Origin of the sequence: Microbacterium sp. TNHR37B, assembly GCF_001620065.1 — a bacterium.
Taxonomy (GTDB): Bacteria; Actinomycetota; Actinomycetes; order Actinomycetales; family Microbacteriaceae; genus Microbacterium.
In genome coordinates, this window is the sequence record NZ_LQGV01000003.1 from 378,325 (window position 1) to 391,884 (window position 13,560).

The 13,560-nt window shown below is 70.3% G+C and carries 10 protein-coding genes; 3 read left to right on the forward strand and 7 right to left on the reverse strand.

Annotated features, from left to right (window positions below):
* The first annotated feature begins 11 nt into the window (after positions 1 to 11).
* On the forward strand, positions 12 to 596 hold the full coding sequence (locus AVP41_RS10040) for an alpha/beta fold hydrolase (RefSeq protein WP_067163926.1): 585 nt from the start codon (positions 12 to 14) through the stop codon (positions 594 to 596).
* A 21-nt stretch (positions 597 to 617) separates the two neighbouring features.
* Here the strand turns inward: AVP41_RS10040 and AVP41_RS10045 are convergent, their stop codons facing one another.
* The 5 genes from AVP41_RS10045 to AVP41_RS10065 are packed head-to-tail and all read right to left on the reverse strand — an operon-like array spanning position 618 to position 7,812.
* Positions 618 to 1,709 carry a peptidase C39 family protein gene (locus tag AVP41_RS10045; protein WP_067163928.1) on the reverse strand — a complete coding sequence of 364 codons (1,092 nt, stop codon included), beginning with the start codon at positions 1,707 to 1,709 and terminating at the stop codon, positions 618 to 620.
* On the reverse strand, positions 1,706 to 3,286 hold the full coding sequence (locus tag AVP41_RS10050) for an ATP-binding cassette domain-containing protein (protein WP_067163930.1): 1,581 nt from the start codon (positions 3,284 to 3,286) through the stop codon (positions 1,706 to 1,708). Before AVP41_RS10050 ends, AVP41_RS10045 begins: the two co-directional genes overlap by 4 nt.
* The gene (locus AVP41_RS10055; RefSeq protein WP_067163932.1) at positions 3,283 to 4,134 is read right to left on the reverse strand and encodes an ABC transporter permease; all 852 of its coding nucleotides are present in this window, start codon (positions 4,132 to 4,134) and stop codon (positions 3,283 to 3,285) included. Before AVP41_RS10055 ends, AVP41_RS10050 begins: the two co-directional genes overlap by 4 nt.
* Positions 4,131 to 5,126, reverse strand: coding sequence for an ABC transporter permease (locus tag AVP41_RS10060; RefSeq protein ID WP_067163934.1), 996 nt, complete (start codon positions 5,124 to 5,126; stop codon positions 4,131 to 4,133). Before AVP41_RS10060 ends, AVP41_RS10055 begins: the two co-directional genes overlap by 4 nt.
* Before the next feature lie 10 nt (positions 5,127 to 5,136).
* Positions 5,137 to 7,812, reverse strand: a complete 2,676-nt coding sequence (locus tag AVP41_RS10065; RefSeq protein ID WP_067163936.1) for an ABC transporter substrate-binding protein — start codon at positions 7,810 to 7,812, stop codon at positions 5,137 to 5,139.
* 157 nt (positions 7,813 to 7,969) lie between these two features.
* Between AVP41_RS10065 and AVP41_RS10070 the strand changes: the two genes are divergently transcribed.
* Entirely contained in the window at positions 7,970 to 8,737 is a 768-nt protein-coding gene (locus AVP41_RS10070; RefSeq protein WP_197464312.1) for a DUF1684 domain-containing protein, read from the forward strand.
* A gap of 63 nt (positions 8,738 to 8,800) precedes the next feature.
* The gene (locus AVP41_RS10075) at positions 8,801 to 9,208 is read left to right on the forward strand and encodes a hypothetical protein (RefSeq protein WP_067163941.1); all 408 of its coding nucleotides are present in this window, start codon (positions 8,801 to 8,803) and stop codon (positions 9,206 to 9,208) included.
* An 82-nt stretch (positions 9,209 to 9,290) separates the two neighbouring features.
* Here the strand turns inward: AVP41_RS10075 and AVP41_RS10080 are convergent, their stop codons facing one another.
* Together AVP41_RS10080 and AVP41_RS10085 are read right to left on the reverse strand one after the other, a co-directional pair.
* Positions 9,291 to 12,407: a S8 family serine peptidase gene (locus AVP41_RS10080; protein ID WP_067163943.1), complete on the reverse strand. Its 3,117-nt coding sequence runs from the start codon at positions 12,405 to 12,407 to the stop codon at positions 9,291 to 9,293.
* 132 nt (positions 12,408 to 12,539) lie between these two features.
* Entirely contained in the window at positions 12,540 to 13,526 is a 987-nt protein-coding gene (locus tag AVP41_RS10085) for a glycerophosphodiester phosphodiesterase family protein (RefSeq protein ID WP_067163945.1), read from the reverse strand.
* Positions 13,527 to 13,560: the final 34 nt, after the last annotated feature.

The window sequence follows — 13,560 nt, forward strand, 5'->3', positions numbered from 1 at the left end:
GAGAGGGATCCATGACTGACACAGACCGCCACATCTTCGAGCCGGACGGCCGGGCCATCCCCTACGTCGACGAGGGCGCGGGCCCGGCTCTCGTGCTCATCCCCGGCAAGGGCATCGACCCCGTGCACCTGGGCACCCTCGCCCACGTGATCCTCGAAGAGGACTTCCGCATCGTCCGCGTGGGCTCCCGTCACTCCGGCGCCGACGAAGGGACGACGCTCCTGGAGGCGGCCCAGGACGTGGTCGACGTCATGGATCACCTGGGGATCGCCGACGCCTGGGTAGGCGGACACGCTTTCGGCGGCACGATCGCGCGCGCCGTCGCTCGGGCACACCACGATCGCGTCAACGGCGTGCTGCTCCTCGCGGTCGAGGCGGACGTGCCGGCCGAAGCGGAGCTCGCTCCCGACATCCCCGTCCTCGTGCTCCAGGGGGGCGACGACGAGGTCACCCCGCCCGCCAACGGCGAGGCGCTGCGGGAGTCTGCTCCGGGACTCGTGAGCGTCGTGACGATCGACGGCGCCGGACACCTGTTCGCCGCCACGCACGCCGGAGAGACCGCCGCCGTCATCGAGGACTATCTCGACTGGGACTGAGCTCTCCCGCCGTCGTCGGCCTCAGCGCGGCGCGCCCGCCTCGTCCCGGCCGACGAAGATCACTCCGCGGTAACCTTCGTCCGACCATCGGACGAGCCGGTCGAGGTCGGCAAGGCGCACCGGCAGCTCGTGAGTGTCCACCCACGTCTCGCCCGTGTCACGGTTGATCCAGGGGTCTTCCACGATCACCACGTCGACCCCGTCGGAAGCGTGAGCGAGCACCCAGTGCGGTCCGTGCTCGCCATGCATCGGCTCCTCGTCGATGAGGAGAAGGGCGAGGTCGCCGCCGGCGACCCGACGCGCGATCTCCTCGACGCCCACTCGATCGCCGGTGACGACGATGCCCAGCTCTTCCGCGCGGCGTCGCGACTCCGCCTGCAGTTCGGCCCGGAAGTCGAGCTCGAATCCCGTGTAGTTCTCCACGAGCACGGGCCCGTCGTGATCCAGGCTCACCTCGACCGCGGAGGTGCCCACATGCTCGGCCGTCGTCACCGCGAGACCGAACGGCTCACAGGCGGGGTAGTTGCTCGCGAGTCGCCAGAACCCGAGCTCGACATCACGGTCCTGCGAGTCGCCCGCGAACCCCTCGACGCCGCGCAGTCCGGCGCCCATGAGTGAGGCGACCGCACCACAGGTGAACAGGGTCGTCTGCGCGTAGTACCCGGGCTCGGCATGCGGAAGATGGCGCAGCCAGAGCACCGCGCCGCGTGTCGACTGCGTGCCGACGGCACCGTAGGGCCGCCGGAGGGGAACGAAGCCCGCCTCCGCGGCGAAGCCGGGAAGCTCCTCCGGAGAGCTCCACTTCAGGGCGATGTCCCCCCGACCGCGGGCGCGGTCCCGCAACGCGCGGACGAGGGCGGCGCCGGCGGACTCGTCCCGCCACCACGGATCGACCGCCGTCGTGCCCGCGGTGGCCGGGCGCCCGGTCTCCAGGGCCGCGGCGACGATCTCGCCCCCCTCCGTCACGGTGACCAGCGCAGGGCGATACGCCGCGCGGGGAGAGCTCCATCGCTGCGCTCGCTCCGCCCCCACGCGTTCGGCGAGCTCCTCCACGTGAGCGCGGATCGTGTCCCACCCGTCATGGACGAGGACATCGGTGGCGAGCTGGGTCATGAGGCGGTCTCTCCGTCGTGATGCCGCGCGCCCGTGCTCTCCAGGAGCGCAGCGGCGACGAGGGTCTGGGTGAAAGGATGCCGGGGAGATCCGAGGACATCGGCGCAGGCGCCGTGCTCGACGACCTTCCCCTCCCACATGACGGTGACAGTGTCGGCGAGGGTGCGCACGACCGCCAGGTCATGGGAGATGAACAGCAGGGTGATGCCGCGCTCGTCGCGCAGCCGCCGGAAGAGCGCAAGGATCTGCGCTTGGACCGAGACGTCCAAGGCGGACACCGACTCGTCGCAGATGAGCAACCGGGGACGGGGAGCGAGCGCGCGCGCAATCGCCACGCGCTGGCGCTGGCCGCCGGAGAGGTCGGCAGGCCTCCGCGTGGCGAACTCGGCCGGCAGGCCCACCGTCTCCAGCAGCCCCGCGACGGTGTCGGTCGCCCCGGGAACGGCACGCAGCGCCTCGCGGAGGATCGCCCCGATCGTCATCATCGGGTTGAGCGAGGAGTACGGATCCTGGAAGACGATCTGCATCTGCCCGGGCATGCGAGACCGGCGGCCGGGCGCGAGCGGGGCGCCCGCGAAGGAGATCGTCCCGCCGTCCTCCCGTTCCAGTCCCGCGATGCACCGGGCGAGCGTCGACTTCCCGGAGCCCGACTCGCCCACGATCCCGGCGATGACCCCGGTCGGGATCTCCAGGTCCACGTTCGAGAGGACCGTCCGCTCGCCGAAGGACTTGTCTACCCCGCGAACGCTCACCAGCACTTCGGGCTCCGCCGGTGGGGACTCCCGAGCGGGAGGCTCCGGCGTCGGAGCGAGAGCCGGGTCGGCCGCCACGAGCGCGCGCGTGTAGGGATGCTGGGGGTCACGGAGCACGGAAGCGGTGCGGCCGCGCTCCACGATGTCGCCGTGCCTCATGACGAGGACCTCATCGGCACGCCCGCGCACGACGCCGAGGTCGTGCGAGATCAGGACGATCGGAAGTCCCCGGCTGTCCTGGAGCGACCGCAGCGCATCGAGCACTTCGCCCTGATTCGACGCGTCGAGTGCCGTCGTGGGCTCGTCCGCGATCAGCAGCTGGGGGTCGCTGGCCACGGCGGCCGCGATCGCGACCCGCTGGCGCATCCCGCCCGACAACTGGTGCGGGTAGGCGCGGAGGACGCGTTCGGGGAGGTTCACCTCCGCGAGGCTCCGCACGACCGCATCGCGACGCTCCGTCCGGTCCATCCGCGTGCCGCGAGCGGCCTCGAGCGTCCAGGCGATCTGATCCCCACATCGGTGGACGGGCGACAGGCTCGTGAACGGGTCCTGCAGCAGCAGCGCCACCATCCGCCCCCGGATTCCGCGCCACTGGTCGGGGCGCGTCGACAGATCGATCGCGCGCTCCCCGATGCTCAGCCGGCCGCGGGCGCGGAACCCGCGCGGAAGCAGACCCACGAGACTCTTCGCCGAGAGCGTCTTTCCCGATCCCGACTCACCGATGAGGGCCAGCATCTGCCCGGGTGCCACATCCGCGCCGAACGGTGCCACCACCTGTCCCGCCGGCCCCACGACCGACAGCTCCTCGATGCGCACCCCGTTCATGCGGCCGCTCCCGTCCGTGAGAGGCGTTCGCCGAGCCAGTCGCCGAATACATTGACCGCGCAGGCCACGAGGATGATCAGCACGGCGGGGAGGATGACGGCGGCCGGATTGTCGAACATGATCGCGCGGTTGTCGGTGAGCTGCCGCCCCCAATCGGCGGTGCCGGGCGCCACCCCCACTCCGAGGAACGACAGCGACGAGAACGCCACCAGAGCGAAGGCCGTGTTGAGCATGACGTTCGTGATGATCAGGGTCGAGACGTTCGGGAGGATGTGACGGAACATCACGCGCCACCGCGACAGCGACAGCATCTGCGCCGCCTCGATGTAGGGCCGCGCCGCTTGCTCCAAGACCCCCGCGCGCACGATGCGGATGTCCGAGGGGGAGAACAGGACGATCAGCAACGCGACCGTGACGCCGTAGCCGCCTCCCAGCACCCCCGAGACGACGATCGCCGCGAGAAGGACCGGCAGCGCCAGGAGCAGATCGGTCCAGCGACCGATGAGGAAGTCCAGCCACCCGTGCTCGTAGCCGGCGAGGGTGCCCAGCACGATGCCGAAGAGCATGGATCCGAGGGCGACGCACACCGGTCCGACGATCGACGACGCCGCTCCGGCGACCGTCATCGCCCAGACGTCTCGTCCGAGCTCGTCGGTGCCCAGGGGATGCCCGTCGCTTCCCGCCGGCAGGAGGCTCGCGAGGATGTCCTGCCGCATGGCATCGGGGTAGAGGAGACCGCCCACCGCCACGGTGATCGCCACGACGACAAGGAAGGCGACCACGACGACGATCGCCCAGGGCGCTCGGCGGCGGGTGGGGGTGGAGAGCAGTTCGATGGCGGCGGTCATGACGGCCTCCGGGCGGTGCGTACCCGCGGGTCGAGCACGAGATAGGCGAGGTCGGCCAGGAGCGCGATCACGGCGATCACGACGGCGACCAGGAGCGTGAGGGACTGGACGACGGCGATGTCCTTGAAGAGGACCGAGTCCTGGAGGAGCGTGCCGAGTCCCGGGAGGGCGTAGGTCGTCTCTGCGAGCACCGTGCCGCCGACGAGGAAGGTGAGCACGAGACTCGCTCCCGTCACGATCGGGATGGCGGCGTTGCGCAGCGCGATACGTTCCACGGTGCGCTCGGACAGCCCGCGGGCGCGCGCGGAGGTCACGTAGTCCGAGGCGAGTTCTCGCAGCATCGCGGTGCGCGTGAGCTTGAGGACGATCGCCCCGAGGCCGAGGGCGAGGGTGATCGCCGGCAGCACGAGATGCCGGAGCGTGTCGAAGCCCCCGTCGCCCGCCCCGTACACGGGGAAGACCGGCAGGTAGTAGGCGAAGGCGTAGAGCAGCAGCAGGCCGATCGCGAACGTCGGCGCGCTCAGTCCCACGATGGCGAACACGTTCGCCACGCGGTCCACGGCGCCGCCCGGGCGCACGGCGCTGCGCACTCCCAGGGGAATCGCGACAGCGAGAGCGCACACGAAGGCCAGTCCGCAGAGAGAAAGCGTGATGCCCAGGCGAGACGAGATGGCATCGGCCACCGGAAGCTGCAGCCGGATCGAGGTGCCCAGGTCTCCCGTGACGAACCCCCCGAGCCAGCGCAGGTACTGGATCACGACCGGGTCGTCGAGGTGGTACTGCGCACGGACGGCGGCCACCGCCTCCGGGGTCACCGGGCGGTTGCCGAGCAGGTTCTTCACGATGTCGCCGGGGGCCAGATACATGAGCGAGAAGATCACGATCGACAGCGCCAGCAGCACCCCCGCGGTGCCGAGCACGCGCACCACGAGCAGGCGTCCGAGAGGACGTGCCCGCGCCGCGCGTGCCCGGAAGATCGAGGCCGAAGTCACGAGCCGGTCGTCACTCTGCCGCGCGGTACAGCTGCGTCGGCCACGACGAGATGAAGGCGAAGGAGCTGTAGTCCTTGATCCCGAGGTCCTTCGCGAACGCCGTCGCCGACTGCCCCCACCACAACGGGACGTTGATGACGTCCTTCGCCTGCAGCGTCTCGGCCTGGATCAGCACGTCCACCCGCTCGGCGGGGTCGGAGGTCGCTCCGGCCTTGGTCAGCAGGTCGGTGACGGCGGGGTTGTCGTAGGCGGCAGGGTTGCCCGCGCCCAGCAGGTAGCTGGGCACCTCGGCGGGATCCCCGAGCGTGGAGAAGTACCACATGACGTTGATGCCGTGATCGCCCGAGGCGTCGAGGCTGGCCAGCCACTCCTCGATCGGGACCTCGCGAACCTTGAGGGTGATCCCGATGTCGGCGAGGCTCTGCGAGAGGGCCTGGGCGGCCGATCCGATCTGCGGCCCCGTGTTGGGGGTCAGGATCTCGGCTTCGAAACCGTCGGGCTGCGTGGACGCAGCCAGTGCCGCCTTTGCCGCGTCGAGATCGAAGTCCCACTGCGGGATCGCGGCGAGCTTGTCGCGAGCCGCCTGTGCGTCGTAGGCCTTGCCCAGGGACTCCGGCGTCATGATGGCGGTCGCCGCCTCGCCGTGGCCGCGCAGCAACGACTTCACGTACGCATCGCGGTCCACCGCGTGGGCGATCGCCTCCCGAACCTTGGGGTCGTCGAAGGGCGCGACGCTCGTGTTGAAGTAGAGGCCCACGTAGGAGAGGTCGTTGATGTAGTCGACACGCATCGAGTCGAGCTTCTCCCACTGCGACGACTGCGCGAGCGGGACGTTGAAGGCGACGTCGATGTCGCCGGCCTGGGCGGCCAGCAAGCGGGTCGATTCGTCCGGGACGAAGGTGACCTTGATCTCCTTCACTTTGGGAAGCTCCCCCCACCAGGTGTCGACGCGTTCCATCGTCACGTGGGAATCGGGGACGAACTCGGTCACCCGGTACGGCCCGGTGCCGAGCAGGAGCGACTTCGAGGTGCCGACCTTGCCGTCGTTCGCCTCCCAGAACGCGCGGGAGGTGATGAAGGCCGCCCCGCCCGTGCTCATGTTGGCGGCGAAGGCGGGGTCGGGGTCCTTCAGGGTGATGGTGACCTCGGCGTCGTCGGTCTTCTCGATCGTGTCGACGTTGGTCAGGTAGTAGGTGAGGCCGGGAGAGGCCTTCTCGTCGCGGGCCTCCTCGAGGCTGAACACGACATCGTCGGCGGTCACGGGTGTGCCGTCCTGGAACTCGGCGTCAGGACGCAGCTCGTAGACATAGGTGACGTCGTCGGTCTGCGTCCACGACTCCGCCAAGCCCGGCTGCACGCGGCCCTGCGCGTCGATCGAGACGAGCCCCTCTTGCACGATCGAGGCGATGTAGTAGTTGAGGATTCCCGCCTCCTGTCCGACATAGAGGCTCGAGAGCGAGCCGGGCAGAGCGACGGTGACGCTGTCGATCTCGGCGCCGGTGTCGGCACCGACGGTCGCGGTGGGTGCCGGGGCACCCGTGGCGCAGGCGGTCAGCAGCAGCACGGACGCCGCGGCGGCGGCTCCGGCGTGCGCGAGTCGAGTGGTGGTCAGGGACATGTCGGGGTGCTCCTCTGCGAGGGTGGGTGAGAGTTCGGTGCGGTGCGGTGCGGGGTACGACACGAATCGGGCTCGGTGTCCGGCGGAGCGACGGCGCGCATCGACGACGGCGTCGACCCCGGTCGTGGGAAGCCGATGGGTGGCCAGGGCACGCAGCGCCTCTGCCACGGCCGGGATCGAGGCCGCCTCGACCAGGGTGACGGCGGACGTGCGACGCGTGACGGCGGGAAGGAGGCCGAGTGTGCGAACGCGCTCGGGAAGGTCCACACCGGCCAGCGCGCCCTCGGGGAGGAACGCCGTCCCCACTCCCTGCGCCACGAGTGCGATCGCCGCGTCAGGGAGCGACACCGCCAGATCCCGGGCGTCGGCGCCGCGACCGAGCATCTCGGCGATGGGATCCGTCGCCGTGCCGCGGCCGGCGATCCACGGGTGGGCGGCAAGGAGCGACGGGTCCACGCGCGAGGCCTCGGCGTGGGCGTCGAGCGTCGTCAGCGCGAGGATCTCCTCGGCGAACAGGAACGTCGAACGCAGGCCCGCCGCCCTCGCCGCGGTGCTGCGACGGGCTCTCTCGCCGACTGCCGAGACGAGGGCGATGTCCGCACGGCCGTCCCGGATCATCGCGAGCGCGTCCGCCGCGTCGGCCGCCTCGGTGATGCCGACCTCGATCTGCGCTCCCGCGTCGGCCAGCCGGCCCAGAGCGGGGGCGAGCATGGGGCCGATGGCTTCGGCCGGGGCGGCGAAACGCGCCGCATCGGCGCGGCGGCCGAGCAGACGAGCGAGTTCGGTCGCGGCGGCCGTGAGGCTGGCGTCGATGCGCGGCGCGTGGGCGGCCAGCAGCGCACCGATCGGGGTGAGGCGCGCCGCGCGCGCCGTGCGGGCGACGAGGCTGGCTCCCAGTCTCGCCTCCAGACGCTGCACGTGCTGAGTGATGGTCGGCTGGGTGTATCCGAGGGAACGCGCCGCGGCACTGATCGACCCGGTCTGATCGATGGCGACGAGGATCCGGAGGGAATGGACGTCGAGGGCGCGTGTCAGTGCGTCGACATCGATCGCTCCCGATTCATCCATAGGGGCATGCTATTGATCCCCGCATTTCGATGGTGTAACAGAATGTATCGATCTGTCGCGCGGCTTCACAGAACGTCCTGGATGCACCGCGATCGATGCCAGGAGAATCCGGATGCCCGCCGCGGACAGGGAGGATCGACGTGAGCAGCCGAGATCGATGAGGAGAGAGGTCAGCGACGACATGGAAGCGTCCCCACCGCAGGAGAAGGCCCGCGACGCGGCTACCGCGCACGGCGCCTGGGTGTCGGCGAGGGATCGTCTCGTCTGGGGGCGCGACGGCATCGCGTCGCTTCGCGCGACGCACTGGCTCGACGACGCCCCCCGGGAGTTTCCCGACACGCCAGGCGTCTGGCATGCCGACGCGGGACGCGCCGTCGGCGATCTGCCGAGCGGCCGCGTGCTCCTTCCCGTCGGCGACGAGCACCGCGAGGGACAGGTGCTGCTCCGCGGCTTCGCGCGCGACGGCATGACGGCCCTCCGCGTGTTCGATCCCGCGGCGGCGACAGACCGGGGAATCTCGCGGATCGATCGGTTCCCGTACACCCCCGGAGACACGATCGCAGCAACGGTCCGTCTCGCCGACCACACGCGGTCGACGCAGGCGGTCGACGGCCACGTGGGGACGTCGGTCTACGGAGCGGAGGTGGAGCTCGACATCGACGGTGTCCGCCTCTGCCTCGCGGCGCAGGTGCGCGCGGACGGCACGCTCTTCCTCGCCTTCTCCGACCGGACGAGCGGGACCGAGAGCTACCGGTTCCGCTTTCTCCAGCTCCCCGCCCCCGACGCCGACGGCCGCGTGGAGGTGGACTTCCACCGCGCCTACCTCCCGCCGTGCGCCTTCTCGGACCACTACGTGTGCGTCTTCCCTCCGCCTCAGAACCGGGTGTCCGTGGCGATCCGCGCCGGAGAGGCCCTCGTGCGCTGATCCATCCACCCCTCACCGATTCCCCGCCAGGCGGCGTAGCCTGGCAAGGATCGAGGAGGAGTCATGCGCACGATCGGCACGGTGGTCGGTGTCGGTGCCCTGTGCCTGGTTCTCGCCGCCTGCAGCCCGGGAGGTCCCATGAACGCGACGCCGAGCAGCCCCTCTCCCCGGCCGTCCTTCCAGACGACGACGCCGGGCCCCGTCGGGCCGTCGGGGTCGGCCACGGAGGTCCCGTCGGCGCGATGGGCCGCGATCCGCGCGGACCTCACCGCGCGCGGCGTCACCGAGGAGCCGGAGCTGGTGTCCGCCGAGCGGCTCACCTTCAACGACGGTTCCCTGGGGTGCCCGAGCCCCGGGCAGTCCTACACCCAGGCGCGGGTCGAGGGGATGCGCGTGGTCGTGAGGGCAGCCGGCGACACCTACGACTACCGCTTCGGCGACGGCGACGCGCCTCGCCTCTGCACGCGCTGAGCACACGTCCCGGGGGAAGCGCCATCGACGGCGCCCGCAGAAGAGGGGCGATGCTCGCGCACCGCCCCTCCCCTGGATCGGCCTACTTCATCGGGACGAGGAGAGCCTCGCTGGCACCCGACTTGTTGTCGTAGACGACCACCATGGAGCCGAGGGGCTTCTGGGTCGCATACGCGTCCGCATCGATCTCGACGGAGACGTTCGCACTTCCGCGCTTCGGGACGGTGACCGCCTGACCGTTGCTGACCGCGGGAGCGGCCGGGTCGTAGGTCGCCGTCGACGAGAACGCATCCTCGCCGTCCGAGGTGATGCTGAACGACTGCACGGTGTAGTCGAACGCTCCGTCCACGGAGACGTCGCTCGCCCATACCGGGAGCAGGATCGTGCTGCTGTCGGTGGGGGCCTGCGCGAGGAAGCCCGTCGCGATCAGCTTTCCGGTCGCGATCTCCTGTGCGAAGACCTCCGTGACTCCGTTGATGTCGCTGTTGCGCACCGCTCCGGAGTCGTACGAGAACACGATCCAGTCCGGCGTGCCATCGCGATCGACGTCGAGGAGCACGTCGAACTCGTTGTTGGCCGCGTTGGACCACCGCTTGTGCGTGTTCACGGCGAACACCAGGAGATGATCGCCCGCGTCGGCGAACGACTGCACGCCGGCGGCACGCAGGTCATACCCGGTGTCGGGAAGCGCCTTCGTCGCGTCCTTCTTGTCGGACAGGCCCCACGTGTAGACGTCGGCACCGGCGTCGAGCGCGCCGAGCGTGTTGCGCAGCGTGATCTTCTTCGTGCCGTCGGTGATCTTGGCCTTCTTCGAGAAGAGTGCGGACGTGTGCGCACTCACCTTGCTGTTCGAGCGCGGCACGAGCAGGTACGGGACCCGCAGCGTGGCGTCGGAGGAGGTGAGGACGACATCGCCGGAGATCTCGTAGAAGCCGTACTGGTCTCCGCTGACGACCGACGTCGGCACGTCCTTCGCCGAGGCGGCCACGCCGACCACGAGCTTGGCGCTCCCGCCCCCGCGGACCGTGATCTTCTTGTGGCTGAGCTTGACGACGGCCTTGCGCGATTCCGCACTCGGCGTCGCCTTCACCGTGAAGGTGACCGACTTCTTGCCGTGGTTGGTGACGGTGACGGTCTTGACCCCGCCGAAGCCGAGCGCCGACTCCTGGAAGCCGAAGCTCAGCGCCGACTCGCGCGCCCAGCCGCTCTCGGTGCGGAAGGCGTCGCCGGTGGCGGTGACCTGCGTCGCCACGGCCTGCGCCGTGTCGACCAGTCCCACACCGCCGATCGTCAGACGCTGACCGGCGACCTTGTCGGGGTCAGCGGTCGAGACGATCGCCGCGGAGATCTGCGGCGCCGTCCACGACGGGTGCGACTGCACCGTGAGGGCGGCGACACCGGCCACGTGAGGCGCGGCCATGGAGGTGCCCGAGAGGATGCCGGCACCGTTTCCGGATCCGACCGCGACAGAGGAGATCGACACGCCAGGCGCTGCCACATCGGGGCTGATCGCGCTGTCGCCCGACCGGGGTCCTGCCGAGGTGAAGTCGCCGTAACCGCGTCCCGCCGGGTTGGCGAGGGTGACTGGGGCGAAGGAGGTGGCCGTGCCGACGAAGGCGTCGCCGTCGGAGGAGCGGACCCCGAAGAACGGGATCGTGACCAGGACATCCTCTCCCGTGTCGGGGTTCGAGGTGATGAGCCCCTCGTACGGCGGGAGGTCGTCGGTGGAGTTGACCATCACCACGGCGGAGGCACCGGCCTCCTGGCCGTAGATCGCCTTGGCGACGCGGGCGCAATCGCCGCGCTGCACGACGGCGAGCTGGTCGCCGCCGGGAACGATCCCGGCTTTCGTGAAGGCGTCCACGGAGCAGCCGATCGCCTCGTTCTCCGCCGTAGCGGGATCGTCGGTGACCCGGACGACCGACATCGGCCCGATGCCGTCGAGCGAGGCACCGTTGGCGTTGATCGCCTCCACGTCGTTGGCCCCCATCGTGATGACGGTGCCGGGGAAGCTCACGGCGCTGTCGACCGCGGAGACGGCGATCACCCCGTCACCGGTTCCGGGGGAACCGGTGAGGTACGGGTTGTGACCGGCGTTTCCGGCCGACGCGACGACCACGACGCCCGCGCCGACGGCGTTGCTGGCGGCCACGGCGTCCGGGTCGTCACCGCGCCCGAAAGACGAGCCGAGGGACATGTTGATGACGTCCATCCCGTTTGCGACGGCCCAGTCGATCGCCGGCACCACGACGTCGGTCGATCCGCCGCAGCCGAAGACGCGCACGGCGTAGAGGTCCGCCTGCGGGGCGACGCCCGGTCCCACGCGGAACTGCTGCGACGGCGTGGTCGAGTCGTACGGGCCGGTGTAGCCGGACCCGTCGGCGAGGACGCCCGAGCCGGCGGCCGTGCCCGCGACGTGGGATCCGTGCCCCTGGCAGTCCAGCGGGTTCGCATCGGGATGCGGAACGGGCTGATAGTCCGCGCTCGAGGGGTCGGCGTTGTAGTCGTCGCCGACGAGGTCGATACCGCCCTTCACCCGCGGCGCGTTCGGCCCGAACAGGGCCGGGTCGGCGGGCTGGTCGGAGACGGCGACCGCCGCCTCGTACGCGGCGACCGTCCCCGGTCCGCCGAAGCCGGCGTGGGTGTAGTCGATACCGGTGTCGATGATGGCCACCTTGACGTTCTCGCCCGTGAACCCGGTGTTCTCCCACACCTGCGGCACGCCGAGATACGGGACCGAGACGGAGTTGTCGAGCTCGTACGTCCGCACGGGGTGGACGGCCACGACACCGGGAAGATCCGCCACCGCATCGAGCTGGGCGGCGGGGACCGTCGCCTGGATGCCGTTGTAGGCGGACTGCATCTGCGCCTGGATCTTGCCGCCCTTGCTCGTGATCGAGCCTCGGATGGAGTCCTGCGCCTTCTTCAGCTTGCCCTTGACCGCCGACCGCTCGCTCGAGCTCAGGTCGCGGCCCTTCTCCGCCTGGACGACGGCGACGGGGTCGCCGGTCATCTCGATGATGACGGTGACCCGCCCGTCTGCACCGATCGAGGACGCAGAGAAGGACGAGTCGAGGCCGCCGGAGGAGGGGGCTTCAGCGAACTGCGACGAGGGATCGTCGTCTGTTGCGGCCACGGCCGCGGTCGAGGGAAGCAGGAGCGCGATCGCGCCGACTGCCGCCAGAGTGCGTCGTTGCAAGGTGTAACCGCCTTTCGTGCAGGGGTTGAGGCCCGCACTGGGTGAGCGGGGGCTGAGAGGAGGCTATGCATCTGCCGCATGCGCGCGGAACACGTATGAGAGGACTCTCATACGTGGGGATCGGCCGGCGCGTCAGACGAACAGGCGTCGACCGAGATCGACGTGGTCGACAAAGACGCCGTCCACCCCGGTGGCGGCCAGCTCGCGCCACTCCGCCTCGTAGTCCCCGAAGCGCGCCGCCTCGTCCCCGATCCGGTGGCGAGGCTCCAGGAACGCGTTCTCGGGGCGACACGTCCAGGTGAAGACGAGGAGGCCGAGGTCGTGAGCCGCACGCACGAGGTCACGGCCGTCCCCCGACTCGGGGGCAAGGAGCATGAGCTTGTCGACACTGATCCCGTCGACGCGCTCGGCCAAGGAAGCCAGTCCCGTCGAGGCGAGCTGCCGGTAGGTGGGAGCATTCGCCCCCTCGGCGCGCACGAGGTCGAACGGACTCCCCTCCGCTTCGAGGAGGAAGACGAAGGAGGCCTCGACGCCCTCGGCGCGCAGCTGAGTGAGGATGGTGGGCTCGAACGACTCGATGAACAGCGTGCGCTCCCCCGAGCCCCACCCGGCGCTGCGCAGCTCGGTCGAGAGGAGGGCGGCGACGTCGAACCCCAGCTCGGCGAACACGGTCGCATGCTTGATCTCCAGCACGACGCCGACGTCGCGCCCCGCAACGCCCCGCGCGGCGAGGTCCAGCACATCGCGCAGCCGGAGCATGGGCTCCTCTCCGTCGTGCGTCGCGCTCTCCGGGCGCAGCTGCGGCAGCCGCTCGCGGCACCGCAGCGTCGACAGCTCCTCCCAGGTGAAATCCTCCGTGAACCATCCGGTCTGCGCCACGCCGTCCACGATCTTTGTCGTGCGACGTCCGGCGAACTCGGGACGGTCGGCGACGTCGGTCGTGGACCCGATCTCGTTCTCGTGACGGACGACGGCGACACCGTCGCGAGAGAAGACGACGTCGGGTTCGACCGCGTCCGCCCCGTGGGCGAGGGCGAGCTCGTACGAGGACCGCGTGTGCTCGGGACGGTACCCGGGTGATCCGCGATGACCGATGACGAGGGGGCGGGGGCGCGTCATGGTGTCAGGCTAACGGCCGTGCGGCGAGCCGCCT